The sequence below is a fragment of the Methyloversatilis universalis EHg5 genome, from assembly GCF_000378945.1.
Classification (GTDB): Bacteria; Pseudomonadota; Gammaproteobacteria; order Burkholderiales; family Rhodocyclaceae; genus Methyloversatilis; species Methyloversatilis universalis_A.
This window is the reverse complement of the sequence record NZ_KB900539.1, coordinates 759,091-785,981: the sequence shown is the minus strand read 5'-3', so window position 1 is coordinate 785,981 and position 26,891 is coordinate 759,091. Positions and strand designations below refer to the sequence as shown.

29 protein-coding genes are annotated in these 26,891 nt (G+C 68.0%); 2 read left to right on the top strand and 27 right to left on the bottom strand.

All coding sequences use genetic code 11. From position 1 onward, the window contains the following. Window positions 1–66 precede the first annotated feature (66 nt). The 15 genes from METUNV2_RS0103660 to METUNV2_RS0103590 all read right to left on the bottom strand — a co-directional run bounded on the left by METUNV2_RS0103660 (window position 67) and on the right by METUNV2_RS0103590 (window position 11,317). A complete protein-coding gene (locus tag METUNV2_RS0103660) occupies window positions 67–513 on the bottom strand; it encodes a GNAT family N-acetyltransferase (protein WP_018228151.1) in 447 nt (148 codons plus the stop codon). A gap of 52 nt (window positions 514–565) precedes the next feature. Beyond that, window positions 566–1,042: an AraC family transcriptional regulator gene (locus METUNV2_RS18850; RefSeq protein WP_036271166.1), complete on the bottom strand. Its 477-nt coding sequence runs from the start codon at window positions 1,040–1,042 to the stop codon at window positions 566–568. Between the two features lie 28 nt (window positions 1,043–1,070). Next, a complete protein-coding gene (locus METUNV2_RS0103650) occupies window positions 1,071–1,304 on the bottom strand; it encodes a DUF1653 domain-containing protein (RefSeq protein WP_018228149.1) in 234 nt (77 codons plus the stop codon). A gap of 104 nt (window positions 1,305–1,408) precedes the next feature. Then, window positions 1,409–1,888, bottom strand: coding sequence for a L,D-transpeptidase family protein (locus METUNV2_RS0103645; RefSeq protein ID WP_018228148.1), 480 nt, complete (start codon window positions 1,886–1,888; stop codon window positions 1,409–1,411). A gap of 40 nt (window positions 1,889–1,928) precedes the next feature. Further along, the gene (locus tag METUNV2_RS0103640) at window positions 1,929–2,486 is read right to left on the bottom strand and encodes a hypothetical protein (RefSeq protein WP_157281298.1); all 558 of its coding nucleotides are present in this window, start codon (window positions 2,484–2,486) and stop codon (window positions 1,929–1,931) included. 227 nt (window positions 2,487–2,713) lie between these two features. Then, window positions 2,714–3,589, bottom strand: coding sequence for a Rossmann-like domain-containing protein (locus METUNV2_RS0103635; RefSeq protein WP_018228146.1), 876 nt, complete (start codon window positions 3,587–3,589; stop codon window positions 2,714–2,716). Continuing rightward, window positions 3,586–5,199 (bottom strand): VWA domain-containing protein, encoded by a 1,614-nt coding sequence (locus METUNV2_RS0103630; protein ID WP_018228145.1) that lies wholly within the window; start codon window positions 5,197–5,199, stop codon window positions 3,586–3,588. The genes METUNV2_RS0103635 and METUNV2_RS0103630 overlap by 4 nt, the downstream gene beginning before the upstream one ends. After that, window positions 5,196–6,632 (bottom strand): AAA family ATPase, encoded by a 1,437-nt coding sequence (locus METUNV2_RS0103625; RefSeq protein ID WP_018228144.1) that lies wholly within the window; start codon window positions 6,630–6,632, stop codon window positions 5,196–5,198. Before METUNV2_RS0103625 ends, METUNV2_RS0103630 begins: the two co-directional genes overlap by 4 nt. A 20-nt stretch (window positions 6,633–6,652) precedes the next feature. Next, window positions 6,653–7,309, bottom strand: a complete 657-nt coding sequence (locus METUNV2_RS0103620; RefSeq protein WP_018228143.1) for a 5-formyltetrahydrofolate cyclo-ligase — start codon at window positions 7,307–7,309, stop codon at window positions 6,653–6,655. Next, window positions 7,306–8,385, bottom strand: coding sequence for a hypothetical protein (locus METUNV2_RS0103615; protein WP_026187845.1), 1,080 nt, complete (start codon window positions 8,383–8,385; stop codon window positions 7,306–7,308). Before METUNV2_RS0103615 ends, METUNV2_RS0103620 begins: the two co-directional genes overlap by 4 nt. Next, the gene (locus tag METUNV2_RS0103610) at window positions 8,382–8,786 is read right to left on the bottom strand and encodes a hypothetical protein (protein ID WP_018228141.1); all 405 of its coding nucleotides are present in this window, start codon (window positions 8,784–8,786) and stop codon (window positions 8,382–8,384) included. The genes METUNV2_RS0103615 and METUNV2_RS0103610 overlap by 4 nt, the downstream gene beginning before the upstream one ends. 13 nt (window positions 8,787–8,799) lie before the next feature. Further along, on the bottom strand, window positions 8,800–9,105 hold the full coding sequence (locus METUNV2_RS0103605) for a metal-sulfur cluster assembly factor (protein WP_018228140.1): 306 nt from the start codon (window positions 9,103–9,105) through the stop codon (window positions 8,800–8,802). Then, window positions 9,105–9,545: an RrF2 family transcriptional regulator gene (locus METUNV2_RS0103600; protein ID WP_018228139.1), complete on the bottom strand. Its 441-nt coding sequence runs from the start codon at window positions 9,543–9,545 to the stop codon at window positions 9,105–9,107. Before METUNV2_RS0103600 ends, METUNV2_RS0103605 begins: the two co-directional genes overlap by 1 nt. Before the next feature lie 87 nt (window positions 9,546–9,632). Beyond that, window positions 9,633–10,868 (bottom strand): NnrS family protein, encoded by a 1,236-nt coding sequence (locus METUNV2_RS0103595; RefSeq protein ID WP_018228138.1) that lies wholly within the window; start codon window positions 10,866–10,868, stop codon window positions 9,633–9,635. A 110-nt stretch (window positions 10,869–10,978) separates the two neighbouring features. Then, window positions 10,979–11,317 (bottom strand): hypothetical protein, encoded by a 339-nt coding sequence (locus METUNV2_RS0103590; RefSeq protein WP_018228137.1) that lies wholly within the window; start codon window positions 11,315–11,317, stop codon window positions 10,979–10,981. 172 nt (window positions 11,318–11,489) lie between these two features. Between METUNV2_RS0103590 and METUNV2_RS0103585 the strand changes: the two genes are divergently transcribed. After that, window positions 11,490–12,896, top strand: a complete 1,407-nt coding sequence (locus METUNV2_RS0103585; protein ID WP_018228136.1) for an esterase-like activity of phytase family protein — start codon at window positions 11,490–11,492, stop codon at window positions 12,894–12,896. 65 nt (window positions 12,897–12,961) lie between these two features. On the opposite strand, the gene METUNV2_RS0103580 is transcribed toward METUNV2_RS0103585, so the two are convergent. The 9 genes from METUNV2_RS0103580 to METUNV2_RS0103540 form a co-directional block, all read right to left on the bottom strand. Continuing rightward, window positions 12,962–13,681 (bottom strand): flagellar brake protein, encoded by a 720-nt coding sequence (locus tag METUNV2_RS0103580; RefSeq protein ID WP_018228135.1) that lies wholly within the window; start codon window positions 13,679–13,681, stop codon window positions 12,962–12,964. 162 nt (window positions 13,682–13,843) lie between these two features. Then, window positions 13,844–14,308 (bottom strand): GlcG/HbpS family heme-binding protein, encoded by a 465-nt coding sequence (locus tag METUNV2_RS0103575; RefSeq protein ID WP_018228134.1) that lies wholly within the window; start codon window positions 14,306–14,308, stop codon window positions 13,844–13,846. Window positions 14,309–14,416: 108 nt separating this feature from the next. Continuing rightward, window positions 14,417–14,857: a c-type cytochrome gene (locus METUNV2_RS0103570; protein ID WP_018228133.1), complete on the bottom strand. Its 441-nt coding sequence runs from the start codon at window positions 14,855–14,857 to the stop codon at window positions 14,417–14,419. Window positions 14,858–14,924: 67 nt separating this feature from the next. Then, complete coding sequence (locus METUNV2_RS0103565) at window positions 14,925–16,661, bottom strand: PQQ-dependent dehydrogenase, methanol/ethanol family (protein ID WP_018228132.1); 1,737 nt, start codon at window positions 16,659–16,661, stop codon at window positions 14,925–14,927. A 364-nt stretch (window positions 16,662–17,025) separates the two neighbouring features. Next, the gene (locus METUNV2_RS0103560) at window positions 17,026–17,457 is read right to left on the bottom strand and encodes a c-type cytochrome (protein WP_018228131.1); all 432 of its coding nucleotides are present in this window, start codon (window positions 17,455–17,457) and stop codon (window positions 17,026–17,028) included. A gap of 82 nt (window positions 17,458–17,539) precedes the next feature. Further along, entirely contained in the window at window positions 17,540–17,953 is a 414-nt protein-coding gene (locus tag METUNV2_RS0103555; protein ID WP_018228130.1) for a c-type cytochrome, read from the bottom strand. 14 nt (window positions 17,954–17,967) lie between these two features. After that, window positions 17,968–18,738 (bottom strand): substrate-binding periplasmic protein, encoded by a 771-nt coding sequence (locus METUNV2_RS0103550; RefSeq protein ID WP_018228129.1) that lies wholly within the window; start codon window positions 18,736–18,738, stop codon window positions 17,968–17,970. A gap of 37 nt (window positions 18,739–18,775) precedes the next feature. Then, window positions 18,776–20,539, bottom strand: coding sequence for a PQQ-dependent dehydrogenase, methanol/ethanol family (locus tag METUNV2_RS0103545; protein ID WP_018228128.1), 1,764 nt, complete (start codon window positions 20,537–20,539; stop codon window positions 18,776–18,778). A 302-nt stretch (window positions 20,540–20,841) separates the two neighbouring features. Further along, on the bottom strand, window positions 20,842–21,843 hold the full coding sequence (locus METUNV2_RS0103540; RefSeq protein WP_018228127.1) for a DUF3034 family protein: 1,002 nt from the start codon (window positions 21,841–21,843) through the stop codon (window positions 20,842–20,844). A 99-nt stretch (window positions 21,844–21,942) separates the two neighbouring features. Between METUNV2_RS0103540 and METUNV2_RS0103535 the strand changes: the two genes are divergently transcribed. Then, window positions 21,943–22,374, top strand: a complete 432-nt coding sequence (locus METUNV2_RS0103535; RefSeq protein ID WP_018228126.1) for a group I truncated hemoglobin — start codon at window positions 21,943–21,945, stop codon at window positions 22,372–22,374. 20 nt (window positions 22,375–22,394) lie between these two features. Here the strand turns inward: METUNV2_RS0103535 and METUNV2_RS0103530 are convergent, their stop codons facing one another. The 3 genes from METUNV2_RS0103530 to METUNV2_RS0103520 all read right to left on the bottom strand — a co-directional run bounded on the left by METUNV2_RS0103530 (window position 22,395) and on the right by METUNV2_RS0103520 (window position 26,881). After that, on the bottom strand, window positions 22,395–23,204 hold the full coding sequence (locus METUNV2_RS0103530) for an enoyl-CoA hydratase-related protein (protein ID WP_018228125.1): 810 nt from the start codon (window positions 23,202–23,204) through the stop codon (window positions 22,395–22,397). Window positions 23,205–23,289: 85 nt separating this feature from the next. Then, a complete protein-coding gene (locus METUNV2_RS0103525; protein WP_018228124.1) occupies window positions 23,290–24,486 on the bottom strand; it encodes an acetyl-CoA C-acyltransferase in 1,197 nt (398 codons plus the stop codon). Between the two features lie 13 nt (window positions 24,487–24,499). Beyond that, the gene (locus tag METUNV2_RS0103520) at window positions 24,500–26,881 is read right to left on the bottom strand and encodes a 3-hydroxyacyl-CoA dehydrogenase/enoyl-CoA hydratase family protein (RefSeq protein WP_036271165.1); all 2,382 of its coding nucleotides are present in this window, start codon (window positions 26,879–26,881) and stop codon (window positions 24,500–24,502) included. Between the last annotated feature and the right edge of the window lie 10 nt (window positions 26,882–26,891).

Below are 26,891 nucleotides of genomic sequence, written 5' to 3'. Positions count from 1 at the left end.
AGCGTGAATGTGATGCCTTCGTTGAGACGGCGCATGGTCCGCGCCGTAATCCGCTCCGGGCCGGGATCAGATCGCCAGCCAGCGCATCGGCTTCATCGGCGACGCGACGAAACCGTGCCGCGCATAGAAGCGCTGGGCATCCACATTGACGGTGTCGGTCAGCAGCGTGATGCGCGGGCAGCCCTGCTCGCGCGCAAACGCGATCGCCGCCTGCAGCAGCGCGCTGCCCACGCCGTCACCGCGGGCGGACGGCGCGACCACCATGTCCTCCAGCAGCAGCACGCGCTCGCCGAGCGCGGTGGATACCGTGAACAGCAGATTGACCATGCCCAGCACCTCACCGTCCTGCCATGCCGCCAGCACCGTACCGACCAGCGGGTCACCGACGATCATCGCCAGCCCGCGTGCCTGGGCGGAGGTATCGGGCGAAAATTCGGCTTCCTGCGAAAACAGCACCGACAGCAGCCCGCACAGCGCGGGAATGTCGGACGGAGTGGCGGTTTCGATCTGCATGACGGGCTCCTGAGGACAAGCCCGTATCATGACGGCATTTTCGTGCCGGCGTTCAGCCAGCCGCGCGCAGCGGCAGGAAGATATCGCTCTGCGCCTCGCTTGCCGGCACTTCAGGAAAGAAGCACAGCCGCTGCAGATAGGGCGGAAAGTCACGCAGCGTTTCGCCGCTGGCCGGCAGCCATTCGGCCTGCAGGAAGCGGATCGCCTCAGCCAGCGTGTCGTCGCTGCCGACATGGCGCAGCACCGCGCAGCGCCCGCCGGGAATCACGCCCTGGGCGTTGGCCGTCACGGGCGCATCGACCGCAACACACAGATCGAGCCGGAAATGTTCCGGCGCCACCGTGCGCGGGTCACCGTACAGCAGGTTGTAGGTCGCGCTGACCGAAGGCGGCAGCCGGTGCGCGCGCCGCCAGTCGATGAAGCGGCGGATCGAGTCGTCCAGCGTGTCCGGAGCGCCGCGATGTGCCAGCACGGCCACCCTGACCTCAGGCTGTTCGACGATGCGCACGTCGGCGCGGTGAAATCTCATGGGCATTCTTGTGCGCCAGCGCCCACGGTCAAGCGGCGACCGGTGCGAAACGCTGCAGCGCCACCCCGCCGATCTCGACCTGACCGACGAACATGTCGAAAGGCCGCACCCACAGCCCGGAATCGTTGTACAGCGGCCGGTACAGCACCATCGGCTCCAGCGTTTCACTGTGCCGCACGACGCCGACGACTTCGTACTCACCGCCCTTGTAGTGGCGGTAGCGACCGGGTGCGATGACAGGCAGCGGCGGCAGATCACTCATGCGGGGACTCCAGTCAGTAAGGATGCGCAAAGCTGATCACTCTACCGGGACAGACAGGCTGCCTGCAGCAGCCCTGCCCGCTCATCGGGCGGTCAACGAGGCGTTCAGGGCAGCAACACAACTGGCGTGCCCGGCTCGACCAGTGCCCACACGACCTCCATATCCTCGTTCGACAGTGCGACACAGCCGTCAGTCCAATCGAAACGCTGCACGAGCGGTGCCAGCCAGCCAAAGCCGTTGCGCTGCCCGTGAATCATGACGGCGCCACCGGGCGACACGCCGCGCCTGCGCGCATCGGCGACATCCCGCGCGTCCGGATACGAAATATGCAGAGCGCGGTAGTAGGCGCTGTCCGCCTTCCGGACATCGAGGAGATAGCGGCCCTCCGGTGTGCGGCGATCACCTTCCTGCCTCTTGTGACCGACAGGATTGCCGCCCAGCGCCACCGGAAATGAGCGGACGATATCACCGCCGCTCATCAGATAGAGCCGCCTGCCCAGCTTGTCGACCTTGACCGCGTCGACCTTGGGTACAGCGCTCACCGTTCCGAGCACTCCGCTCGCCAGGCTGGCAATCAGCGCCAACAGACATCCCCGGAGAACTGGCCTGCGCAACACCATTCCACTACTCGGTCAGCAGCGGAGTGACCGCCTGATACACGCATGCACGCAGAGCACGTTCCTGTGCTTCGGTCAGTTCCAGCCGTATCGCGGCCATCGCCCGCGGCGCGGCATGACGCCCCTGGCAGGCGAGCGCCTCTGTCAGAAAAGCATCGATCTCGGCTTCGGTGGAGGTCGCCATTTTTTCGCCCTGGCAGAGCGGAAAGTAGGCAAATAGCACCGTCTTCGGATCGAACAGCGACCAGCCGTAGGCGCGCGAAGCGATTGGGGCCAGCGTTGCGCGTACGCCTTCTGCCGCCTGGTAGCGCACGGGGTCCTGCGCGTACAACCTTGCCAGTTCAGCGTCTGCGGCGTCGATCGACTCCGCGAGCGACCAGCCCCTGCGCCGGCCCTCGGCCACGAAGGCCGCAGCCACGGCGCGCACCTTGCACTCCATGTCCTCGGTATCACCGAAGCGCGAGAAAGCCCCTCTTGCAGTCGGCGTCCCACTGGCAGGCACCCCGGCTGGCGACGGAAGAGGCGCATTCACGCAACCGGCAACGAACACCGCCAATGAAGCCATGAGAAGCGCCCTACCCCGTTCGAGGGATGAACGCATGCATGCGTGGAATGAGCCGAATATGAAGGGCATGGGCGATCCTGCGGACAGGCATGCGGCAGGTGCAACCCAGGTCATGCGAAGACAGGGGAGGCACGCGCCACGGGCCGCCCGGGCAGTAACGGAGGTTTGAACGCCGGTCAGTATGCCGGGCGCGGGATATCAATCCATCATCCGTTTGAACGACCGGATTACCCGGTCGCCCGCGCCAGCAACGCCTCGAAACCCGGCCAGTCCTCCATGGTCAGCGCGAACTTGCTTGTCGCCTTGCGCCCTTTCCGGTTGTCCTTGTCGCCGGACGTGAGGCCGTCGATGAAGGCGGCGCGATCCTCGACCCAGCTGCCGCCGAGCAGCGTGACGCCGCGGGCGAACAGCGCGTCTGGCAGGCAGCCGGCGCTGGGGCCGACCATGGCGAACCAGCGGGCGGCGCGGCAGTGAGCGAGCATGCGGTCCAGCGTGTCGTTCAGCAGCAGCGTGCAGGTGGACAGCACCTTGCCGCAGCGCTCCAGCGCGCTGGCGTCGGTGGTGACCCGCCAGCCCTCGCGTTCGCCGACCGCGCGCTCGTCCAGCTCGATCACGGTGAGGTCAGCACCGGCGGCGACGATGCGCTCCACCAGCGGACCGAACAGGCCGATCATGCCGATGGCCTCGCCCGGCTGCGGGTCCATCTGGCCGATGGAATCACTGCTGCCCTCCGGCCGGTAGCCGGCGCGGTCGAACAGGCAGCGGGTGATCGCGTTGGCGCAGACGAAGCCCAGCGTGCGATCCACGCCCTGCCCGCTCACGTAGCGGCGGGCCAGCGCCAGCGCGTCCGTGCCCTTCAGGTCATCGAGACCGGGGCCCTTGCGCAGCCGCTCCAGCGTGTCGTCAAGCAGCACGTAAGAGAGGCCGATGCTGCCGTCGTCCAGTTCCAGCGCGCAGAACTCGCCGCGGGCGTGACCGCTGGCGCCGTCGCGGCAGGGCTCTTCGGCCGGCGGGGGCGGCAGATGCAGCGCGCGCACGCGCGGCAGCGGCATGCGTGCGGCCAGGGTTTCGATCTGGGCGAGATAGTCGGTGGCGAAGCTCATGCGTCGGAGTCGTCGGTCGAAGAATGGGGCGGCAGCAGGTGATCCGGCAGCCGCTGGCCGCGGCGCAGGCCGGCCCGCACCGCGGCCGAGGCAACTTCGCCGCTGACCGTGGCGTCGCGGTTTTCGCTGGTGCGCAGCGCGCCCGGAAAATACAGCGCGGTGAGCCGGTGGGTGTGGATGGGCGGTTCGGCGCCGCGCCCTTCGGTGCCGTAGCGGCGCCAGTCGCGCACCGGGTGGATGTGGTCGGCCACTTCGAGAAAGCCGATGGTTTCGCGGTCACCGATCAGCACGCCCTGCACGCGCAGGCCGAGATCGCGCTTGGCGGCATCGAGCCGCGCCACCACCTCGGGCGTGGCGCCGAAGTCGCCATCGGAGGCGACCAGCAGGTCGGCCATGCGCCACGCGGCCTGTTCCAGCCGGGCCAGCGCGTATTCCAGCGGCCCGCAGATGTCGGTACCGCCGCCAAAGCCCTGGCCGAGAAAGCGCGCCAGCCGGGCTATGCCTTCGGCATCGACCGCAATCTCCATGTCCACCACCTCGCCGGCGCCGCCGAAGGCAAACACGTGGCAGGCGCGGCCCTGAGCGTGGGCGGTGCGCACCGCCTCCAGCACCACCGCCTTGGCCACTTCGCCGGCGCCGCCCTGCATCGACGCCGAGGTGTCCACGCACACCAGCAGCGGGCCCATCTCGAGCCGGCGGTCCTGCTGCGGATCGGGCCGCGGCTGCAGCACCGGCGCGTCGACATGACGCACTTCGCGCGTGCGGTCGTCGTCCTCGTAGCAGAGCAGCGTGCGTTCGGCGCGCCGCGCATGCCACACCAGACGCAGCGTCGGGTGGCCGAGCAGCACCGCCTCGGCCGGCAGCATGCGCGCGATGCGGTCGGCGCGATGCACGCCGCGCGTCTCGCCCGGCATGTCGGGCACGCGCACGGTGCGCGCCTCGCTGCGCCGGGCCACCGCCGACTGCATGACGGTCACCGGCGTGCGGCTGGCTTCATCGGTTTCATCGGACAGCCGGGCGCGCCCGAGACGGCGTATGCAGGCGGCCAGATCGGCCAGTCTTTCCAGCAGCCGGCGGATGCGCAGCACGGTCTGCCAGCCTTCCGACTTCAGCACGCCGGCCAGCACGTCCCAACGCGCGTCCTTGCTGTCGTCCGGCAACTTGCCGAACACCTCGATCAGCTGGTCCATCTGGCCGCGACGCTCCCGCCAGTCCGAGCCGAAGGCCTCGATCGCGCGCTGCAGCGCGCCGGCTTCGCTGGCACCGCGGTCGCGGTAGTCGGGCACCAGATCGAGATGGAACAGCAGGCTCTGCACCACGGTGTCCGACAGCCCTTCGCGGCCGGTGCAGTAAGCGGCCAGATCAAGCTCGGCCAGCGAGTCGCACAGCCGGCGGGCCAGTGCCGGACCGGGCCAGGCCCAGTCGCGGTCGGCCGGCACGCGGCCGCTGACCAGCCCTGCACGCAGCGCAACCAGCGCCGCCATCCGCGGTTCGAGCGCACCGTGCGCGTGGGTGAGGCTGCCCAGCCACAGCGTGCGCGGCAGCGCATCGAGTGCGGCCAGCCGGGCTTCTCGGCCGGCGAACAGCAGCGGAGCCGGGCCTTCGCTCACGCCAGCGGCTCGTGCTCGACCGGCTCCGGCAGGTCGCTGAAACGGGCGGCCTCTTCGGCCGACAAACGCGGCAGGTTCTCGAAGCCGCGCCGGGCGTCGCGGGCGCGATCGGCCAGCCCGGCGATCACCGCCGCGGTATCGGCAAGCCGCGCGTCCAGCGCGGCCAGCAGCCCGTCGTCCAGCCACAGTGCGCGCGCGCGGGCCGCGGCAAGACTGGCGCGCTCGGCGGCCAGCTCTTCGGCATAGCCGGCGATGCGCGCGAGCAGATCGTCGATCTGTGCGGTGCGCGCCGCGATGTGGGCCGGGCCGTAGCGGCGACGCCGGCTGTAGTTCATGCGCAGCGCACCGGCACCGCCCTTGGCGTCGCCGATCACGCCGGCCAGTTCTTCAGCTTTCTCGGTCATGGCCTCCGGCGCGCTGAAACGCAGCCGGCCGGATTCGTCGTAGTCGAGATCGCTCGCGTTCTGTTCGGTTTCGAGCTGGGCCTGGAAGGCCTGCACCACACACGACAGGCGCTCCGGCGCGAAGCCTGCGCGCACGCCCAGCCGCGCCAGCAGCCAGTCGGCCACCGCGGCCTGCCGCTCGGCGTCCGGCGCCACGCAGGCCGGCAGCAGCAGCAGGTCCCACGGACCGACCTGGTCGCGGCCCTCGGCCGCGGCCGCCACCCGCAGCAGCCAGGCGGTCTTGACCCAGCGCCGGTCCGACACATAGGCGCCCTCGTCCGCCAGGTGCGCACGCAGTTCGCCCAGCAGGCCGACCACCCGCGCCGGCAGCCGCACCGCCTGCGCGGCATTCGACACCGCGCCCAGATCCTCGTCGCCCAGCAGCAGCGCGTCAGCCGGCGGCGTCCATTCGTCGGCGCAGCCGGCCGCCAGCAGCGCGGCAAAGCCGTCTCCGCTCACCGCGCTGACCGGAATGCGCAGCAGGAAGCGGTCGAAGAAGGCTTCGCCCACCTCGTCGTCCGGCACCTCGTTGGTGGCGCCGATCACGCTGACCAGCGGGCACAGCTGGCGGCCGGCGCCATTGTCGAACTCGCGCTCGTTCAGCAGCGTGAGCAGCGCATTCAGGATGGCGCTGTTGGCCTTGAACACCTCGTCGATGAAAGCAATCGTGGCGTCCGGCAGGAAGCCGTCGGTATGACGTTCGTAGCGGTCCTGCTCCAGCGCGCGGATGGACAGCGGGCCGAACAGCTCTTCCGGCACCGAAAAGCGGGTGAGCAGACGCTCGAAATAGCGGGCGTCGCGGAAGGCGCGGTGCAGCCGGCGCGCCAGTTCGCTCTTGGCAGTACCCGGCGGGCCGATCAGCAGCGTGTGCTCGCCGGCCAGCGCGGCCAGCAGGGTCAGGCGCACCACGTTGCGGCGCTCGACCAGACCCTGTTCCAGCGTGGCGAGCAGCGCGGCCAGACCTGAGCGGAAGGCAGTGGAGGTGTTCATCGGGCAACGTTCTTTCAGGTTCACCGCAGGATGCGGCTGGCCACCAGCGCGTGGGCGCGCTGGGCACAGGTGTCGACATCGATTTCGTGCAGACCGTCTGCCGACACTTCGAAGATGCCGGCTTCGGTCACGATGAAATCCATCGGTATGTCATGCGGCTGCGGATGGATGGTCGGCATGCGCGACAGTTCGAACGCCACGCCTATCTTCAGCGGCTGCACCGCGCACGCGGCCAGCGTGCGGTCAAAGAAGCCGCCGCCGTAACCGAGGCGATAGCCGCGCGCGTCGAAGCCGACCGGCGGTACCAGCAGCGCGTGCGGCTGCACGACATTGGTGTCGTCCGGCACCGGCAGGTCGAATACGCCGGGCGTGGTGGCCACGCCCGGCCACCATTCGCGGAACACCAGCGGTGCATTGCGTTCGACCACCTCGGGCAGTGCGCCGCGCGCGCCCTGGGTGCGCAGCGAGCGCAGCAGATGGCGGCCGTCGAACTCGCCGCGGAAGGGCCAGCAGAAGCCGATGGTCATGTGGGCCAGCAGCGGAAAACCCGCTTCAAGATAGCCGGTGATTTCGACATTGCGCGCCATGCGCTGCGCCGGCTCGACCGCCTCGCGCTCGGCCAGCAGACGCTGGCGCTCGGCGCGGCGCCAGGCGGCCAGATTGTCCGGAGTGTTCATCGGGCGTTTTCCTTCACATCGGTCCCGGCCACGCGCAGCGCGCGCACCATGAGCACGGCAAAAAACAGAATGGACAGCGCGTGCAGCAGGCCAGCCAGCATCAGCGCATCATGCCGGCCGCTGCCGACCGCGGCAATGCGCAGCGCGAGACTGGCGGAAAGCAGCCACAGCGGCCAGCGCGCACGCGCGTCGTAACGCGGCCGCAGGCGCAGCAGCGCCGGCAGCACGATGGGGGCGTGGCCGAACACCATGGCGAATACGAAGCCCAGCAGCACCGCATGCAGCCCGGTGGCGGCCAGCGGCCCCGGATGGAATTCACCGTACAGACCGAGCAGCGCGCCAGCCAGCAGCCACAGATAGCCGACGGTGAGACAGTGCGCGGTGTGGCCGGGCCAGCCGGGCGCGCGCCAGGCGCGCGGCGCGATGTCCCAGCGCAGCAGCCAGAGCGCGAGCAGCGCACAACCCGGCCACAACGCCAGCGAAGCGGGATCGACCGCACCGGCGATCAGCAGCGCGACTGCGGCGATGAACAGGCTGCGCGCCAGCGCCGGCAGCCGTACCAGCTGGGTCAGTTCACGCCGCTCACCGGCAATGGTGAGCACCAGGAAGGCGACCCAGCCACGGGTCGCGGCGGCGAGGTCGCCGCCCAGGGCCCACAGCAGCGCACCGCCCAGCCAGCAGGCGGCGCCGCACAGTTCCACCATCAGGTGCATCGACCACGCACGGCTCATGCCCGCATGAACGTAGAGCGCGACCAGACCGGCCGCGGCAAGCGCCCAGCAGGCCTGGGCCAGCGGCAGCAGCGATGGGCTCCACGCCAGCAGGCCACCGATGCCGGCCAGCAGCGGCGCACCCAGGCCGGCAAGACGACCGAGCGCGACTGCGCGTTCGAGTGCAATCAGCGTGCCGAAAAAGCCGCACACCATCAGCGCACCATGGACCGGCGCCGGCATCACCGGTACCGGCAGCCCGAGCCGCGCAAGACCGCCGCTCAGGCCGGACAGCAGCGCCACCACCGCCAGCAGCGCGCAGGCCGCGACCGCCCGATTCCACATCGGCGGCCGCGTGACACTCATGCCAGCCGTACCGCCCGGCCGCGGCGGTCCACCGGCATCAGTCCGTCCAGCCGCCCGGCCTTGATTGCCTCGACCATGCGGTCGAGCGCGCGGCCGATATCGGCCTCGGCCGGCGGCTGACCGCCACTGCCGGACAGTGCGGCGACGAAGGTAATGGCCCAGTCCGGTGCAAACGCGCGCGCTTCCTCGGCCAGCGCGGCAAAGTCCTGCAGCTCGTGCGGCGACTTGTCCACGCAGCAGTGCGGCACCAGGGCGCCGCCCCGCCCGGACGCGAAGCCGGCACGCTCGGCGGCACTGGCGCCGTCCGGCAGTTCGGCGCGGGTGAATACCAGCAGCAGGCGCTGCGGCTCGGGCTGCTGCCGGGCAGCAGCGATCAGGTCGTCGAACGAGGCAATCTGCATGTCGGGTTCTCCGTCAGATGTTCCAGCCGAAGCGTAACTGGAGTGCGGGACTCATGCGCCCCGGATGCCAGGGCGTGTCCCAGTCGAAAGTCACCTCCACCGCCCAGCCGGGCGGACAGGCGACACGCAGCGCGGCGGTGGCGTCCTCGATCAGCAGATCGCCCATCGGACAGGTGGCGCTGGTCGGGATCAGCACCACATCGACCCGACGGTCGCCGACGCCGATGTGCTTGACCAGGCCGAGGTCGACAATGCTTTCCGCCAGCTCCGGGTCCGGTACCGTGTGCAGCGCAGCGCGCAGCGTGTCGACGTCGGGCATCACGATACCCTCCGCAGCGCTTCGATCGCGCGTGGTGCAGGCGGCAGCAGATCGGCCAGCGTGTGACGGTCGAGATGGGCCAGGAAGTCGGCCAGCGCACCTTCGAAAATGCCGGTGAGCCGGCAGCGGCCATCCAGCGTGCAACCGCCCTCCGCCGCTTCGCCCAGACATTCGACCAGCCGGAAATCCGGCTCTACGCTGCGCACCACTTCGCCCAGCCGGATCTGCGCCGGATCGTGGCCAAGCCGCATGCCGCCCCCCTTGCCGCGTACCGTTTCCAGCCAGCCGGCCAATGCCAGCTGGTGGGTCACCTTCATCAGGTGAGCTTCCGAAATGCCGTAGGCCTGCGCGATTTCGGCGATGGTGCACAGCCGCTCCGGATGCCGGCCGACGTGCATCAGCAGGCGCAGTGCGTAGTCGGTCATCGTGGTCAGGCGCATGGCGAGTGTCCTGTTCGTGTCGTGAAAGTCACCGGTGCATCGACCTGCTCACGGCAGGTCGATGCACCGTGGCCGGGCATATTCATGTCAGCCCCGGCGCGGCGTGATGGACACCGGCTGTGCGGCCGGCCCGGCGCGGTCCGGCCGCGGGCGGATCATCATCGGGAAGAAGCGCCACAGATAGAGCGCGAACGCCAGCGCCCACAGTCCGGCGGCGCCGTGCAGCAGGTGCACCGACGCCGGCGACGGATGCAGCGCGGCCAGCCTCAGCACGGTGGCGGCGATCACCAGCCCGTAAGCGGCCACCATGCTGCGGTCGGTGTCCAGCGGGCGGCCGAGGTGGCCGAGCGCGGTGCGGGTGATCATGCCGATGATGAGCACCGAAAAGCCGCCCATCGCGATCACATGCACGTGCAGCGCGGCCGGGGTGCCGGCACCGGCTGCGTGGGCGGCCGCCAGCAGCAGGCCGATGCCGAGCCCGGCGTAGCCGACGTACAGAATCCACAGCAGCGGTTTGTGCAGCACCCGCCACGGCTTCCAGCTCGCCCACTGCAGCAGCGCGATGCCGCCGGCCACCGTCAGCGCGGCGGCCAGTGCGGTCGCCCAGCCGGCGAACAGGCAGAGCACCGCGATCGCGCTGGCGATCAGCTGGGCCATGCCGCTCTGCAGATGGGCCGGCACGGTGAGGCCGGGCACCGCGCGCATGGCAAAGAAGGGAATCACCCGGCGCGCCACCAGCAGCGTGAGCAGCGTCATCACCAGCAGGCCGGCGTTGAAATGCCGCATCAGCGCGCCGTAGTCGCCGGCGCGGGTGGCGAGCAGGAACAGCAGGTCGGTCAGGCCCAGCCCGAGCAGCATGAGCGGCACCGCGTAATTGCGGGTGTTGCGCGACAGCAGCACCGAGCGCCCGAGCGCGGCGGCAGCCAGCGCGAAGAAGCCGCTCTCGGCCAGTGCGCCAGCCAGAAAGGCGGCGTCGCCCGGCAGCAGGAAGGCGATCCGCGCCAGCACCCACAGCAGGCAGAGCACCGCCAGCGCGCGGCCGGCCAATGGATTGATGCCGGTCCATGCGCCGCCGGCGGTCATCAGGAAACCGACCGCGATGGTGGCGACGAAGCCCCACAGCATTTCGTGCGCATGCCAGGCCAGCCCGCCCAGCGTGCCGCCCGGCAGCTGCGGCGCGAATATCCACACCGCCACCGCGAGCAGCGCCCACAGCGCGCCGGCCAGATAGACCGGCCGGAACCCCATTTCGAGAAAGGCTTCGGCCGACGGCGACTGGGCGGACGACTTCGGCGGTTCATCGATGGACAGCAGCAGGGCCATGTTCGCGCTCCTTCAGTGGATGGGCGAAAACATACATCTTCGATGAATCTTAAAACTTGATGCAGGACAAGGCCGGCAGCCACGACCCGGACAATCCGGGTCGTGCGGCATCAGCGGCGCCTGTCCGTGCTCGCCTCCGCGCTCACCTCGATCACTTCGCCCTCGATCACCCGGCCGCCGCTGGCGGGCACGTCGCCGAAGGGTGACTGCATCGGGTTGTCCATCTGTTCGCGCATGCGGCGGCGCAGTTCGCGCGTCTTCCACCACATGAAGCCCCAGAACAGCAGACCGCCCACCACCGCCACCGCGACGATCACCACCGAAAACATGAGCCCCAGCACCAGCAGCCCGGCGCCGACCAGCAGCGCGAACAGCTTGCCGAAGAAGCCCTTGGGCTGGAGATGGACCTGACGGCCGTGCAGGCGCCGGAAGGACGGATCGGTGTTCATACGGAAGCGCCTCGTGGGTTCAAACGGATCACATGGGGGTGACCACCGGAATGGTCAAGGGTTCGCGCAGGCACCGGATGCGACGCAAGACTGAAACATGCACCCCCTAGTCTGAGCGGTTGCCGATCGCACATCCATCGCGCACACCCACACAACAACAGGGAGGTCCTCCATGAAACTGAAGTCGCTCGCCGCGGCCCTGCTCGCCGCCGCCGCCATGCCGGCATCCGCCGTGTCCTTCATCAACGGCATCGCCATTCCGGGCAGCACCGGCGACCAGTTCGGCAGCAGCGTGAACGACGGCCGTCTGGGCATGTTTTCCGACATCTACTACGACCCGAACCGCAACGAGTGGTGGGGTCTGTCCGACCGCGGCCCGGGCGGCGGCACCCTGCCCTACGACGTGCGGGTGCAGCGTTTCACGCTGGACGTCGACCGCAGCAGCGGCGCCATCTCCAACTTCCAGGTGGTGCAGACCGTCAAGTTCAGCGCCGGCGGCACGGTGATGGGCGGCCAGTTCCCGGGCACGCTGAGCGGTTCGGCCGCCAATCTGGGCACCGCCTTCGATCCGGAAGGTTTCGTCATCAACCCGCGCACCGGCACGCTGCTGGTGTCGGACGAATACGGTCCGTCGCTGTACGAATTCGACCGCAGCGGCGCACTGCTGCGCACCTACAACACGCCGCAGGCGCTGCGCCCGGTGCTGGCCAACGGCCAGTACAACTACGACGGCGACGGCGTAAGCGGCCGTCGCACCAACCGCGGCTTCGAAGGCCTGGCCATTTCGCCGGACGGCCGCTACACCTACGCGATGCTGCAGAGTTCGATGATGGACGAAGGCGGCGCCAACGGCGTGTACAACCGCATCGTCAAGTTCGACAACAGCAATGGCGAAGCGGTCGCGCAGTACGCCTACCGCATGGACACCGCAGCACAGGGCCGCGGCATTTCGGCGCTGGTCGCACTGAACGACAACGAGTTCATGGTGCTGGAGCGCAACAACCGCGGTCTGGGCGCCGAAGCGACGCTGGCCGGCGCGGCAGGCAACAAGAACGTGTACATGATCAGTCTCGCCGGCGCGACCGACGTGAGCGGCATCGATCTGGACGCCCCGGGTGCCAGCTTCGTCGCGGTGAGCAAGAACGGCACGCCCTTCATCGATCTGGCGGCGAACACGCTGCCGGAAACCGGCGGCATTTCGCCGGAGAAGTGGGAAGGCCTGGCCGTGGGACCGCAGCTCGACGACGGCTCATGGCTCATCGTGGCCGGCAACGACAACGACTACTCGGTGACTCAGAACGGCAGCGCGGTGCAGTTCGACGTGCTGTACAACCCGGCCACCCAGCAGCGCATCCAGTGCCCGCTCGGCTCGACCGCCGGCTGCACGCTGGCCGGCACGAGCACCGCCTACACCGGCAGCACCGACGGTTTCGCGCTGATTCCGGGCGTGCTGCACGCCTACCGCGCGTCGGCCACCGAACTGGCCGGCTACACCGCGCCGGTGCCGGAACCGGCGTCGTGGGCGATGCTGGGTGCCGGTCTGGCACTGATCGGCGCCATCGCCCGTCGCCGGGTCTGAAGCAGCAGTAAGGTTCTCGGACCGGGACTGCCCGGCTCCGCGAACCGTACGCACCGCAGCGGCGCTTACAGCCGCCGGTGCGGCTGTTCGACCAGGTTCTGGTAGACGTAGCTCTTGAGGAATACCGAGGTCTGGGCGTTGAGGTCTTCGAACTCGACGCCATAGGCCGATTCGCCGCTATCGACGACGCCGTGGCGGTTGCGGATGACGCCGGTCACGACGATGCGGGTGCGCACCTTGTGGATGTCCAGCACCAGTTCCAGCGACACCTTGTCGCCGACCTCGCGCGCCGGCGACCACACGCGCACCTCGGCACCGGTGGCACTCAGATTGGTCACCACGGTAGGCACCGGCTCGTCGGCATCGGTCACCCGCGCGCTGATCGCGGTGGAGATGCGTTCGGCGTTGCGGATCTGCCGTATCGAAATGCGGCGCGGAAATTCGAGATGCAGGTATTCGAAGGGACGCACCGAGCGCTTGCCCACCAGGGTGCTGAAACCGTAGGCGTGACGCCCGGAAAAGGTGCGCACACCGATCTCGTCGCCTTCGATCGGCGGTCCGGCCCAGGCCCGGGTGTCCGGCATGGTGACCAGCACGCTCAGGTCATTTACCCAGCCGATCAGCTTCACCACGCCCGGCTGTTCCCCCAGCTTGGCCGGCGGTTCGATCACCATGCGGTCACCGACCTTGAGGCCCAGATCCTTGAACAGGACGTCCTTGCCGACCGAGGCGGCATCGGCGCTGCGGGCGAGGTCTTCGATGGAAAGCTCGGCTCTGGTATTCATGTTGTTCCGGCTCGGCAACTGCTTGTATGGATGGGCAACCCGAAGCTTCTTAACGTAAGCGGGCACCGGAACTGAAGATGGCCGGACGCCGGAGCGTGAAAATATTTCACGACCGGCGCCGGAAGTCGGACAGGGGCCGGACGGATGCCGGCCCGTGCGCACTCAGAGCAGCGACTTGGCCGCTTCCAGGCCCTTCTTCGCGCACTCTTCGTCCTCTTCCTCGGTGCCGCCGCTGACGCCGACGCCACCCAGATGCACGCCCTTGGCGCTCATGATGGGCAGGCCGCCGATGATGGCGGTGGTGCGCGGCAGCAGTTCGGCGGTCGGAATGCCCTTGGACAGATCGCGGAACTGACGGGTGGACACCGGCAGGCTGGCCGAGGTGTCGGCCTTCAGGCGGGCCACATTGACGCTGATCAGGATGCTGTCGTCCATGCGGCTGAAGTACTTCGGATTGCCGGCGGTGTCATGCACCGCAATGATCATGCGCCAGCCCTTGCTGGCGGCGTACTTCTCGCAGCCTTCGCCGATCGCCTTGGCGGTGGCGAGGTCGAGCGAGGGGCGCGCGGTCTGGGCCTGAACGGCGAAGGACGCGGCAAGGAGGCCCAGTGCAATCAGTTTTTTCATCGTTTCTTCTCCAGTTGTTGTCATGGCGTCCGGCCTGCTGACCGGACTTCCGTTATGACCGGCATCGGGCGGGCGTGCGGTCCGCCCGATGCCGGCCGCCCGTCCCGCTCAGTACCAGTGCAGTTCGTCGTCCTCGGCGCCAGCCTTGCGTTCGGCAATGGCGACGCGACGCGACTCTTCCCGCAGGAAGGCGATGATCTGGCGCATTTCCTGTTCGCTCAGGCTGTTGCGCCAGCCGCCCATCTGCGTATTCGGTCGCCCGTCGGCGATGATCCTGAACATGTAGTCGTCACTGTTGGCGCCGCCCGGACCCCAGGCGCCCTTCACCAGCTGCGGCCCCTTGCCGCCCTTGCCACGCGAGTTGTGGCACTGCTGGCAGTTGCGGCCGAACAGCTCCTCGCCCTTGCGGGCGTCCTCGACGCTGGCCGTCGGCGGGGCCGCCGGCGCATTGCCGGCGCCCATGGCCAGCGCATCCGCCATCGGCGCTGCCGCGGTGACCCACAGCGCACAGGCGGCCACCCGCCACGTCATCGAATTTCCCTTCAGCATCCCGCACCTCTCCTTCAACACGGTCGGAGCGGCCCGGCGGTACGGCGGCACCGACGGGCCGCCGTCATCACTTCTGTACCGCGAACACCATCATTCCGCCGCCGCGGTTCTGGTGACGGAAGAACTCGTCATAGACCAGCGGCCACAGGCTGCCGCCGCCCGGGCCGTACACGATGGACACGTACTGCTTGCCATCCACCGTGAAGGTGGTCGGGTTGCCGTGGATGCCTGCGCCAACGTTGAAGCGCCACATGGCTTCGCCGGTTTCGTCGTGCAGCGCGTTCAGGAAGCCGGCGGCGTCGCCGGAGAACACCAGCCCGCCCGCGGTCGACAGCAGGCCGCTGGTCGCCGGATAGCTCTGCGGCCGCGTCCACACCAGCTTGCCGGTGGTGGCGTTGAAGGCCTTCACGCCGCCGGTGTAGGGATTGACCGTCAGTTCGCGCGAACGCAGCCACCACTTGCCGCGCTCGAACTGCTGGTCGCGCTTGAGCTGGATGTTCATCGAGCTGTCGATGAAGGGGATGTAGACCAGCTTGGTGCGGTGGCTGTAGGTGGCCGGATGCCATTCCTTGCCGCCGTCGAGCACCGGCGCGATGTCGGTCACCAGCTTGTCGTACTGCGGAATCTTGTCCGGATTGACGATGGGCCGGCAGTTGTCGGCCCAGCTCTTCACCCAGTTCACGCGCGCGATCGGCACCACCCAGTTGCACTTGCCGTTGGTGCGATCGATCGAGTACAGGTGGCCGTTGCGGTCGCCGTGCAGCCACACCTTGCGACCCTTGTCGTCGTCGATCAGGATGGTTTCGTTGTTGCCGGAGTAGTCCCAGGCGTCGTTCGGCGTGTACTGGAAGTGGAACTTGATCCTGCCGGTGTCCGGGTCCATCGCGATGGTGGAATCGCTGTACAGGTTGTCGCCCTTGCGCACATGCGGATCGAAATCCGGCGCCGGGTTGCCGCCGCCCCACAGCAGGGTGTTGGTTTCGACGTCGTACGAGCCGGTGAGCCAGGCCGAAGCCCCGCCGTTCTGCCACGAATCGTTGGCCCAGGTCTTGGCCACCGGGTGGTCCGGGCTGGTCGGGCGGGTGAAGGTTTCCCAGACCTTGGCGCCGGTGTCCGGATCGAGGGCGGTGATGCGGCCGGCGTTGCCGCCCAGATCACCACCGGAGTTGCCGACGATCACCTTGTTGCGCACCACCAGCGGCGCCGAGGTGTAGATGTCGCCACTGGTGTAGTCGCCCAGCTTTACATCCCACACCACCTTGCCGGTAGTGGCATTGAGCGCGACGACACGGGTATCCAGTGTCGCCATGTACACCATGTCCTTGTACACCGCCACGCCGCGGTTGATCGCCTCGCAGCACAGGAAGGGGCCGAGATCGCCGGGCAGCGAGTGTTCGTACTTCCACTTGATGCGGCCGGTCGCGCCATCGACCGCGAACACCTTGTTCTGGCTGGCGGTCACGTACAGCGTGCCGTTGACCGCGATGGCCTGGCTGTCCTGCGCGTCATTCACGCCGAAGGACAGGTTCCACACCGGCACCAGCCGGTCGATGTTGTCGCGGTTGATCTGGCCGAGCTGGCTGAAGCGGGTGGCGTCGTAGCCCTTGCCGTAGTTGAGCCAGTTGCCGGCGTCCTTGTCGGCGTTCATGAGCATGTCGTCGCTCACGTAGTTCGGACGCCACTTGAAAGTGGCTTCGAGCTTGTTTACGCCGAGCGGCGGCTCCGGATCGGCAGCGGCCGCAGGAAAGGCCAGTGCCAGAGCCGCCAGGCCAGGCAGCAGGCGCAGCGAGGGGGAGTGTTTCATTATGGATATCTCCTGTGAGCGGTGTCGGGTCAGCCTCCTCCGGCTTCCGACTCCGTTTTCGTGGGCCAGATGCCCGCCGCGGAAAGCGGCGGACACCGGCATCCCGCGGACAGTGGGATGCCCGTCTCACAGGGCAGATCACGTGCCACACGCCACGACGGCCTCAAAGGCCGATCAGGAAAGATCCAATTCGAATGAATACAAGGATTTAAAGAACGGGCCGCACGCGGTCACCCGGATCACGTGCGGCGGTGTCTCATCCGGTCACCCGCCTCAGCCGAGACAGGGCTTTTGAGACGACAGGGAAATCACCCCCTGTACGGCGTGACACACCCCTCGCGGAGTCGGGATGCAGCCCGGTTCATCAGAACCACTGGCCTTCGTCCTCGGTGGACGCCTTGCGGTCAGCCGCCTGCACGCGCTTCGCCTCTTCGCGCAGGAAGGCGATGATCTGGCGGATCTCTTCGACCTTCAGCGCCGGGCCGAAGCCGCCCATCTGGGTGTTGGGCCGGCCTTCGGAAATGATCTTGAACATGTAGTCGTCGCTGTTCGCGCCGCCCGGACCCCAGGCACCCTTGACCAGCTGCGGACCCTTGCCGCCCTTGCCACGCGAGTTGTGGCACTGCTGGCAGTTGCGGCCGAACAGCTCTTCGCCCTTGCTGGCATCGCTCTCGGAGGCAGCACCGGCCGGGCCGGTGGGGCCGCCCGGACCGAAGGCGGAAACGGAGGCTGCGCCCAGCGCCAGAGCGGCGGCAAGCGCGCAGGCGGCAGCGCCGCGGATCAGTGTGTGTTGCATCGGGTGAACTCCATATGGATAGTCGAGCGCGGTCAGCCGCTGCGGGCTGCCGCACGGGCATCCGGCTCGGCCGGATGCGGGATCAGAACCAGAGATCGTCTTCGGCGCCGGCCTTGGCCTTTTCGGCCGCCTTCACCCGCTTCGCTTCCTCGCGCAGAAAGGCGACGATCTGCCATATCTCTTCCGGCTTGAGTGCCGGACCGAAGCCGCCCATCTGGGTGTTGGGCCGGCCGTTGGCGATGATTCCGTACATGTAGCCGTCGCTGTTCGCACCGCCCGGGCCCCAGGCGCCCTTGACCAGCTGCGGCCCCTTGCCACCCTTGCCTCGCGAGTTGTGGCACTGCTGGCAGTTGCGGCCGAACAGTTCTTCGCCCGCCTGCGCAGCCTTCGGGTCACTGGCCAGCGGATTCACCGCCGGAATGTCGTTGCCGAAGGCCAGGGAAACGTTCGCCGTCGTCAGGCCGGCAGCCAGCATGAAACGCAATGAGTACTGCATGACGGCTCCTGTGCTCACGGGAAGCCCGCCTTGCGCGCCAGCGCGTCCAGCGTGCCGTCGGCCGCGAAAGCCGCCAGCGCCGCGTCGAGTTCGCCGCCCAGCGCCGCATCGGCGCGCCGGTAGGCGATGACGAAACGGGTGGTCAGGGTCGGGTCGCGCAGGACCTGAGCCAGCCTGAGCGAGGCCGGCAGCGGCGTTTCGGCCAGACGGCCGGACCACACCAGTGCGCCGCCCAGTTCGCCGCGAGCCACCGCCTCCAGCATCTGGCTCACGCTGCCGTAAGGCGTGCGGTTGTAGCCGCCGGCCAGCAGATGCAGGTCAGCCGGCGTGGCGGTGATACCGCCCACGCGTGCCGCGCGCAGATCGCCCAGCGCCTTTGCCTTGCTCGCTGCCGGCACCACCAGTGCGTAGCCGACCGAGGCGTAGGGCTTCGAGGCAAGCAGATCGCGTTCGGCCAGATCTTCGCCACCGCCTGTGGTTTCGGGCAGACCGACGAACAGTTCGCAGGTGCCGGCCTGCACCGTCTGCTTGAGCGCCTTGCCCATGCCGCCGCGGGCGGGCACGGTGACCCAGGTGAGCTGCAGGTCGCGACCCATGCGGGCAGCCACCGCCTGCATCACCTCGATGTCCAGCCCCTTCGCACCGCCGTCGCGCGACGAGAAGGGCGCATTGCCCTCGACCACGCAGGCGTTCAGGGGTGCCGCGTGTGCCGCCGGCAGTGCCGCCAGACCCAGCAGGCAGGCAGCGATGCGCAGCACAGCGGATGTCTTGATCGAAATCGTCATCGCGACATGGGGCGCCCTTGCGGGCGCCCCTGCTCCATTACTCGGACAGGCCGAAGATCATCATGCCGCCGCCGCGGTTCTGGTGCTTGAACAGCTCGTCATACACCAGCGGCCACAGGCTGCCGCCGCCCGGGCCATACACGATGGCCACGAACTGCTTGCCGTCCACCGTGAAGGTGGTCGGATTGCCGTGGATGCCGGTGCCGACATTGAAGCGCCACAGCGCCTCACCGGTGTCGTCACGCATGGCGTGGAACCAGCCCTCGGCATCACCCGCGAACACCACGCCACCCGCGGTGGCCAGCATGCCGCTGGTTGCCGGCGTGCTCTGCGGACGCGACCACACCTGTTCGCCGGTGGTGGCATTGAACGCCTTGATGCCGCCGGTGTAGGGGTTGGCCTTCAGCACCTTGGACGACAGGTACCACTCGCCGCGCTTCCATTCCATCTTCTTGGCCTGGATGTCCATCGAGCTGTCGATGTAGGGCACGTAGAGCAGCTTGGTCTTCGGGCTGTACGCCGCCGGGTGCCATTCCTTGCCACCGTCGAGAATCGGCGCGATGTCCTTGGCGACCTTGTCGTAGCCCGGCACCTTCTCCGGATTGACGATGGGACGGCAGTTGTCGGAGAAGCCGGTCACCCAGTTCACGCGTGCGATCGGCACCACCCAGTTGCACTTGCCGGTGACGCGGTCGATCGAGTACAGGTGACCGTTGCGGTCGCCGTGCAGCCACACCTTGCGGCCCTTCTCGTCATCCACCAGGATGGTTTCGTTGTTGCCGTCGTAATCCCAGGCGTCGTTCGGCGTGTACTGGAAGTGGTTCTTGATCTTGCCGGTACGCGCATCCATCATCAGCGTGGAATTGGTGTACAGGTTGTCGCCCTTGCGCACGCTCGGATCGAAGTCAGGCGCCGGGTTGCCCACGCCCCAGTAGATCGTGTTGCTCTTGGGGTCGTAGTTGCCGGTCAGCCAGGCGGATCCGCCGCCGGTACGCCACGAGTCGTTGGCCCAGGTCTTGGCGTTCGGGTCCTTGGCATCGGTCGGGCGGGTGGTGGTCTGCCACACGATTTCACCGGTGTCCGGATCGAGCGCAGTGATCTTGCCGACGTTGGCGCCGACGTCGCCGCCGGAGTTGCCGACCACGATCTTGCCGTCAGCGACCAGCGGCATCGAGGTATAGATTTCGCCGCTCGTGTAATCGCCGAGCTTCTTCTCCCACACCACCTTGCCGGTGGTGTTGTTCAGCGCGACCACGTGGGTGTCCAGGGTGGCCATGTAGACCATGTCCTTGTACACCGCGACACCACGGTTCACCGCTTCGCAGCACAGGCGCGGGCCGAGATCGCCCGGCAGCGAGCGCTCGTACTTCCACAGCATGCGGCCGGTGGCGCCGTCGATCGAGAACACCTTGTTCTGGCTGGCGGTCACGTAGATGCGGCCATTCACCACGGTGGTCTGGCTGTCCTGCGCGTCATTGACACCGAAGGACAGGTTCCACTTCGGCACCAGCTTCTTCACATTGTCCTGGGTCACCTGACGCAGCTGCGAGAAGCGCGTGGCCTGGTAGTCCTTGCCGTAGTGCAGCCAGTTGTTGGCGTCCTTGTCGGCGTGGATCAGCATGTCGTCGCTGACGTAGTTCGGGCGCCACTTGAAGGTGGCTTCCAGCACGTTGATGCCGAGCGGCGGTTCCGGATCTTCGGCATGCGCGACAACCGGTGCCAGCAGCAGGGCTGCCAGCAGACTGCCGGCAAGGGTACTCACTGCACTGGGCCGCAGGGTGCGGCCGCTGTTCTTGTTCATCAGGCTTCCTCCAATGTTGTGAATGCGCAGGCCTGCTGCCGGCCCCGATTTTTTTCGACCGGCACATGGAACGACCGCGTTCCGAAGACATGCGCGCAGGAATGTCTGCAGCATTCGTGCCACGGAGGCCGTGACGACAGGCCCGCGCACGCTTTTCCAGACGGGACGGTGGTTTGCAGAGAAAGGGAAAAATCCCCCCGCGAGAAGTGAGTGACTCACTGAGACACCGGGCGGACGAACAGAGACAGCTGTCTCAGCCGCAGTGCGCTACAAATGTCGCAGCGACAGCGGCCGCAGCCGTCTCAGAAGGACAGCTGACCGGACAGATACCAGGCGCGCTGACGCGGCTTGTCCGCCACATTACCCAGGTCGACCTGGGCGGCGGTAAGCGAGAAGTTCTTGTACGGGAACCAGGCGACGAACACGTCGGAAGCTGCCTGTTCGCGGAAGGCCGACAGGTTGTCCGGCTTCTCGCGGTACTCGATGCCCAGCGCGAGGTTGTCGCGCAGCAGCACAGCGACCGAGGCGGCCGGCATCAGCCTGTAGTCGTCGGACTTGTCGCCGCCAAAGCCGAGCAGGCCGAACTGGTTGGCCCGGGTGGCCTGCAGCGTCACATTGGTCAGCAGGTTGTAGCCGCCCGCCAGGCCCAGATACACCTTGGTCGCCGCCACATAGGCTTCGATGTCCGATTTGCGCTGCGCGCCAAGAAGTGTGGGGACCAGACCGAAATCGCGGTTGTGCTTCCAGCTCAGACCGACCGACACCTGCGGCCACCAGCGGTCCTGGTCATACACCGCATCGCCGAACAGCCTCACCTTGGCACCGATCACGTCGAGGTCTATCGACTGGCCGGGCACCGTGTCCGACAGCCCGAAACGCTGGGTGGCGGCCGACAGTTCGACCCGGTTCCACAGGCCGACCGCGATGCCGCTCGATTCCAGCTGAAAGCCGCCGCGGGTACGCAGCCGTGTGTGGAAAGCGGAGGCACCGACCTGTTCGCGCGTGCCGTAGCCGGCGATTACCGCCCACGGATTGAGACCGCCGCCAGCCGCGCCTTCGATCTGGCTCACGCCGCCGGTGGCGATCAGGCGGTCACCGCTGCGCAGTCCGGGCGCCGGCGTGGGCGGTGAGTCAGGCGCCGCGTCACCGGACCCGGTGGCCGGCAGCTCGACAACCGCCTGCACTGGCCCTGCGGCTGACTGCCAGCCGGACAGGCGCAGGGGCGCGTCGTCCGCCCATGCGCCGCCTGTGGCGAGCGCGAACACGCCGGTCAGCACGGTCAGGCAGGGGCGGAATGTCTTCATTCGTGGGAAATTTGATCAAAAGTCCGAAAGAGCTTACAACGACTCAAGACCGCAACGTGCGACTCCGATATCCGGGTGTCGCACCAAAGGAACACCCGCATGAATCGTGCCCACATCCGTCTGCTGCTGATCGCGGTCCTGACGCTGCTCGCCGGCTGTACCCACCTGCGCGAGGACGACGCGCTGTACCGCGGACTGGGTGGCGAGCCTGGCATACAGCTCATCGTCGATGACCTGATCGACGTCATCGTCACCGATCCGCGTACCCGCCGCTCCTTCGAAGGCATCAAGGTGAAGCACCTGAAGCACAGCATCGCCATGTTCATCTGCAACGTGGCCGGCGGGCAGTGCGACTACGAAGGTGAGGACATGAAGAAAACCCATGTCGACGCACAGATCAGCGAAGCCGAGTTCGACGCACTGGTCGACATGCTGCGCGTCGTGCTGGACCGCCACACCGGCACGGCCGAAAAGAACGAACTGCTGCGCCGGCTCGCGCCGATGAAACGCGACATCGTCGCCGGCTACTGAGGTTGGCCCTGGGCGGTGACTCAGCGCCCCTCGAAGCCCGGCTTGCGCCGCTCGATGAAGGCGGTCACCGCTTCCGCAAAATCGCGGGTGGCCGCACAGCGGCCGAAGGCTGCCGCCTCGTCGGCCAGCTGCTGCGCCAGCGGCTGACCGGATGAATTGAGCAGGCGCTTGATTTCCGCCCAGCCGTGGCGCGGCCCCGCTGCCAGTCGCGCGGCTTCGGCAGCGACCGCAGCATCGAATTCATCCACCGGCACCACCCGCTCGATCAGGCCCAGTGCCTTCGCCTCGTGCGCATCGAAGCGGCGCGCGCTCCACATCAGTTCGCGCGCCCGGCGCTCGCCCAGTGCGCGCAACAGGAAGTGCGACTGGCCGCCAGCGCCCGGCTGGGCCAGTCCGATACCGGCGGTCGAGAACAGCGCGTCCTCGGCCGCGATCGCGATGTCGGATGCCAGCATCAGCGAAAAGCCGTAGCCCACGCAGTCGCCGCGCACCGCGGCCAGCACCGGCTGGTGCGCCGCACGCAGCGCGAGAATGACCGGATTGACCCAGTTGTCGACCAGCGCTTGAAAGGTGGCCAGACGCGCCGGCGCGTCCAGCGGCAGGCTCTGCGAAAACTCGTGCACGTCGCCGCCGGCACTGAAACTGGCGCCGTCGCCGCGCAGCAGCAGCACGCGACATTCCGGGTCCGGCAGCACCCGTTCGACCGCTTCGCGCAGGGCCTGCATCATCGCGGTCGTGTAGGCATTGCGCCGCGCAGGCCGCGACATGGTGAGCGTGGCCACACCTTCGGACAGCGCAGTCAGGATGCGGCCGGAATCATTCGATTTCATGTGCAGGGCGGTCTCAGGTACGAAGGCGCGAGCTTATACCGCCAGCGGGCGGCCTGAACTGAAGCCTGCGGTCCGGCCCTGCCGCTCACACCTTCTCGAACAGGCCCGCCGCCCCCATGCCGGTGCCGATGCACATGGTCACCATGCCAGTGCGCGCCTCGCCGCGCTGCATCGCGGCGATGACGGTGGCGGTGCGGATGGCGCCGGTGGCGCCCAGCGGGTGGCCGAGCGCGATCGCGCCGCCCAGCGGATTCACCTTTGCCGGATCGATATCCAGCGTGCGCATCACTGCCAGCGCCTGTGCGGCGAAGGCTTCGTTCAGTTCTATCCAGTCAATGTCGGCCTGCGCGATGCCGGCCTGCTTCAGCGCACGCGGAATCGCCTCGACCGGGCCGATGCCCATGATTTCCGGCGGCACGCCGGCGACCGCGAAACTGCGGAAGCGGGCGATCGGTGTCGCACCGGTGCGCTGCACCGCCGCTTCCGACATCAGCAGCACCGCGGCCGCACCGTCGGACATCTGCGAACTGTTGCCGGCGGTGACCGAGCCGCGCGCAGCGAACGCCGGCCGCAGCTTCGCCAGGCCTTCGGCGCTGGAGTCGGCGCGCGGACCTTCGTCGGCGCCGACCACCTGCTCGACGATGCGCACCGTATTGCCCGCCAGATCGGGCAGATGGCTGCGCACCGTGTAGGGCAGTATTTCGTCACCGAAACGCCCGGCCGCCTGAGCCGCCAGCGCCTTGCGGTGCGACGCCAGCGCGAAGGCGTCCTGGTCCTCGCGCGACACCGCGTACCTGTGCGCCACCTTCTCTGCAGTCAAACCCATGCCGTAGGCGATGGCCACGTTCTCCGGCGACTCGAAGGCACGCGGATTCACGCTCACCTTGTTGCCCATCATGGTGGGCATCACCGTCATCGACTCGGTGCCGGCGCCGATGGCGATGTCGCACTGGCCGGTCATGATCTTCAGCGCTGCGTCGGCCACCGCATTGAGGCCGCTGGCGCAGAAGCGGTTCACCGTGACGCCGGGCACCGACACCGGAAAACCGGCCAGCAGCAGGCCGATGCGAGCCACGTTCATGCCCTGCTCGCCTTCCGGCATCGCGCAGCCGACCACCACGTCGCCGATGTCGTTCAGGTCGAATTCGGGCACCGCGTCGACCACGCCGCGCAGCGCGTGCGCCAGCATGTCGTCCGGCCGCACGTGGCGGAAGGCACCGCCCTTCTTCGCCACCGGCGTGCGCTTCGCGGCGACGATGTAGACATCCTGTATCTGTTTCATCGCGAATCTCCCGTCAGTTCCGCAGCGGCTTGCCGGTGTCCATCATGTGCGCGATGCGCGCCTGCGTTTCCTTCGTCTTTAGCAGATCGACGAACAGCGCGCGCTCGACTTCGAGCAGCCACTGTTCGTTCACGCGTGTGCCGGTTTCGATGTCGCCGCCGCACAGCGCGGTCGCCGACGCATGCGCGACGCGGTAGTCGTGCGCCGAAATCATGCCGCCCTCGCGCATGTTCACCAGCATCATGTCCAGCGTGGCGATGCCGCTGCGACCGGCCACTGGAATATCGACCGCCGGCAGCGGCGGACGCCACGCGCTGTCGGCCATCGCCACCGCGTTGCGGCGCGCGACGTACAGCAGTTCGCCGGCGTGCATGACGACCACGTCGTCCTGCTTCAGCAGACCCAGTTCCTGCGCGTGACGCGCACTCTTCGACACGTTCGCCATGGCGATGGTCTGGAACACCGACTGCAGGGAATTCATCGGGTCCTTCGTCGCCGAACTCTCGGCCGCCCGCGCGGCACGGATGGCGAATTCCTTGCAGCCGCCGCCGGCCGGAATCAGGCCGACGCCCGCTTCGACCAGACCGATATAGCTTTCGAGCGCCACCACCGCGCGCGGCGAATGCATGACGAACTCGCAGCCGCCACCGAGCGCCATGTTCTGCACCGCGGTGATGACCGGCACCTGGGCGTACTTGATCGCCATCGACGCCTGCTGGAAGTCGTTGATCACCCGGTCCAGCGTCACGAAGTCGCCCGCTTCGAGCACCGGGCGGATCTGCTTCAGGTTGGCGCCGACCGAGAACGGCCCTTGCGGCTGCCAGATCACCAGACCGTCGAAATCGCGCTCGGCGCGCGCGATCGCTTCGCGCAGGCCATCCAGCACCTTCGGACCGACGCAGGACAGGCGGCTCTTGAAGGACAGCACCGGCACCCGCTCGCCGTCGGCGTCGTCCAGCGTCCACAGCCGCACTTCATCGCCTTCCCACACGGTATGCGTTGTACGCGGCACTTCGGCCGGCATGCGCTCCGGAAAGAGCTGGCGCGGCGACACGCTGCGCGGCTCCGGCTTCGCGGCGGATGCGGACCACGAGCCGGCTGCCTCATGCACGCCATGGCGCTCAAACACCCAGGCCGGCAGCGGCGCGTCCGACATCGCGCGGCCGGCGGCGATGTCCTCACGCAACCATTCAGCGACCTGCTGCCAGCCGGCGCCCTGCCAGGTTTCGAACGGGCCGGCACTCCAGCCGAAGCCCCAGCGCATCGCGAAGTCGACGTCGCGCGCGTTGTGCGCGATATCGCCCAGATGCACCGCGACGTAATGGAACACGTCGCGGAAGATGGACCACAGGAACTGCGCCTGCGGGTGCGCGCTTGCGCGCAGCGCGGCCAGCTTCATCGCCGGGTCACGCTCGGCCAGCATCGTCTGCACCTCGTCGGCAATGGCGCCGGCTGCGTCGCGGTAATCCTGCAGCGCGAGGTCCAGCACCTTGATCGCCTTGCCGTCCTTGCGATAGACGCCGGCCTTGGTCTTCTGACCGAGCGCGCCACGCTCGACCAGTGCAGCCAGCCACGCCGGTGCGACGTAATGACGATGCCAGGGGTCGCCCTGCAGGTTGTCGGTCATGGTCTTGACCACGTGCAGCAGGGTGTCGAGGCCGACCACGTCGGCGGTGCGGTAGGTGGCCGACTTCGGCCGGCCGATGGCCGGGCCGGTCAGCGCGTCGACCTCGTCGAAACCGAGGCCCAGCCGCACCGTGTGGTGCATCGCCGCCAGCATCGAGAACACGCCGATGCGGTTGGCGACGAAGTTGGGCGTGTCGAGCGCGCGCACCACGTTCTTGCCCAGCGTGGTGGTGAGGAAGTCCTCCAGCCGGTCGAGCAGCGCACTGTCGGTGCCATGCGCTGGAATCAGTTCGACCAGCGCCATGTAGCGCGGCGGGTTGAAGAAATGCACGCCGCAGAAGCGGCTGCGCATCGCCTCCGGGCAGCCATCGGCCAGCGCATTGATCGACAGGCCGGAGGTGTTGGTGGCGAAGATCGCATCGCTGCGCAGATGCGGCGCGACCTTGGCGTACAGGCCGTGCTTCCAGTCCATGCGCTCGGCAATCGCCTCGATCACCAGATCGCATTCGGCGAGCCGGTGGGCGTCGCGGTCGTAGTTCGCCACCTCGATATGGGCCGCCCGGTCGGCGGTGGCCAGCGGCGCCGGTTCGAGCTTCTTCAGGCCGGCGACAGCGCGCCTGACGATGGCATCCGGATCGCCTTCCCTGGCGGCGAGGTCGAACAGGATGACGGGAACGTTCGCGTTGGCGCAGTGGGCGGCGATCTGCGCGCCCATCACGCCAGCGCCCAGTACGGCGACGCGACGGATGCGGAATCTGGAGGATGTCACGATGCGGACT

What these genes read in the sequence shown, in the direction of transcription:
- METUNV2_RS0103660 (WP_018228151.1), bottom strand. Translation starts at nt 513, where the DNA reads ATGCAGATCGAAACCGCCACTCCGTCCGACATTCCCGCGCTGTGCGGG.
- METUNV2_RS18850 (WP_036271166.1), bottom strand. Translation starts at nt 1,042, where the DNA reads ATGAGATTTCACCGCGCCGACGTGCGCATCGTCGAACAGCCTGAGGTC.
- METUNV2_RS0103650 (WP_018228149.1), bottom strand. Translation starts at nt 1,304, where the DNA reads ATGAGTGATCTGCCGCCGCTGCCTGTCATCGCACCCGGTCGCTACCGC.
- METUNV2_RS0103640 (WP_157281298.1), bottom strand. Translation starts at nt 2,486, where the DNA reads ATGGCTTCATTGGCGGTGTTCGTTGCCGGTTGCGTGAATGCGCCTCTT.
- METUNV2_RS0103635 (WP_018228146.1), bottom strand. Translation starts at nt 3,589, where the DNA reads ATGAGCTTCGCCACCGACTATCTCGCCCAGATCGAAACCCTGGCCGCA.
- METUNV2_RS0103625 (WP_018228144.1), bottom strand. Translation starts at nt 6,632, where the DNA reads ATGAACACCTCCACTGCCTTCCGCTCAGGTCTGGCCGCGCTGCTCGCC.
- METUNV2_RS0103620 (WP_018228143.1), bottom strand. Translation starts at nt 7,309, where the DNA reads ATGAACACTCCGGACAATCTGGCCGCCTGGCGCCGCGCCGAGCGCCAG.
- METUNV2_RS0103615 (WP_026187845.1), bottom strand. Translation starts at nt 8,385, where the DNA reads ATGAGTGTCACGCGGCCGCCGATGTGGAATCGGGCGGTCGCGGCCTGC.
- METUNV2_RS0103610 (WP_018228141.1), bottom strand. Translation starts at nt 8,786, where the DNA reads ATGCAGATTGCCTCGTTCGACGACCTGATCGCTGCTGCCCGGCAGCAG.
- METUNV2_RS0103605 (WP_018228140.1), bottom strand. Translation starts at nt 9,105, where the DNA reads ATGCCCGACGTCGACACGCTGCGCGCTGCGCTGCACACGGTACCGGAC.
- METUNV2_RS0103600 (WP_018228139.1), bottom strand. Translation starts at nt 9,545, where the DNA reads ATGCGCCTGACCACGATGACCGACTACGCACTGCGCCTGCTGATGCAC.
- METUNV2_RS0103595 (WP_018228138.1), bottom strand. Translation starts at nt 10,868, where the DNA reads ATGGCCCTGCTGCTGTCCATCGATGAACCGCCGAAGTCGTCCGCCCAG.
- METUNV2_RS0103590 (WP_018228137.1), bottom strand. Translation starts at nt 11,317, where the DNA reads ATGAACACCGATCCGTCCTTCCGGCGCCTGCACGGCCGTCAGGTCCAT.
- METUNV2_RS0103585 (WP_018228136.1), top strand. Translation starts at nt 11,490, where the DNA reads ATGAAACTGAAGTCGCTCGCCGCGGCCCTGCTCGCCGCCGCCGCCATG.
- METUNV2_RS0103580 (WP_018228135.1), bottom strand. Translation starts at nt 13,681, where the DNA reads ATGAATACCAGAGCCGAGCTTTCCATCGAAGACCTCGCCCGCAGCGCC.
- METUNV2_RS0103575 (WP_018228134.1), bottom strand. Translation starts at nt 14,308, where the DNA reads ATGAAAAAACTGATTGCACTGGGCCTCCTTGCCGCGTCCTTCGCCGTT.
- METUNV2_RS0103570 (WP_018228133.1), bottom strand. Translation starts at nt 14,857, where the DNA reads ATGCTGAAGGGAAATTCGATGACGTGGCGGGTGGCCGCCTGTGCGCTG.
- METUNV2_RS0103565 (WP_018228132.1), bottom strand. Translation starts at nt 16,661, where the DNA reads ATGAAACACTCCCCCTCGCTGCGCCTGCTGCCTGGCCTGGCGGCTCTG.
- METUNV2_RS0103560 (WP_018228131.1), bottom strand. Translation starts at nt 17,457, where the DNA reads ATGCAACACACACTGATCCGCGGCGCTGCCGCCTGCGCGCTTGCCGCC.
- METUNV2_RS0103555 (WP_018228130.1), bottom strand. Translation starts at nt 17,953, where the DNA reads ATGCAGTACTCATTGCGTTTCATGCTGGCTGCCGGCCTGACGACGGCG.
- METUNV2_RS0103550 (WP_018228129.1), bottom strand. Translation starts at nt 18,738, where the DNA reads ATGACGATTTCGATCAAGACATCCGCTGTGCTGCGCATCGCTGCCTGC.
- METUNV2_RS0103545 (WP_018228128.1), bottom strand. Translation starts at nt 20,539, where the DNA reads ATGAACAAGAACAGCGGCCGCACCCTGCGGCCCAGTGCAGTGAGTACC.
- METUNV2_RS0103540 (WP_018228127.1), bottom strand. Translation starts at nt 21,843, where the DNA reads ATGAAGACATTCCGCCCCTGCCTGACCGTGCTGACCGGCGTGTTCGCG.
- METUNV2_RS0103535 (WP_018228126.1), top strand. Translation starts at nt 21,943, where the DNA reads ATGAATCGTGCCCACATCCGTCTGCTGCTGATCGCGGTCCTGACGCTG.
- METUNV2_RS0103530 (WP_018228125.1), bottom strand. Translation starts at nt 23,204, where the DNA reads ATGAAATCGAATGATTCCGGCCGCATCCTGACTGCGCTGTCCGAAGGT.
- METUNV2_RS0103525 (WP_018228124.1), bottom strand. Translation starts at nt 24,486, where the DNA reads ATGAAACAGATACAGGATGTCTACATCGTCGCCGCGAAGCGCACGCCG.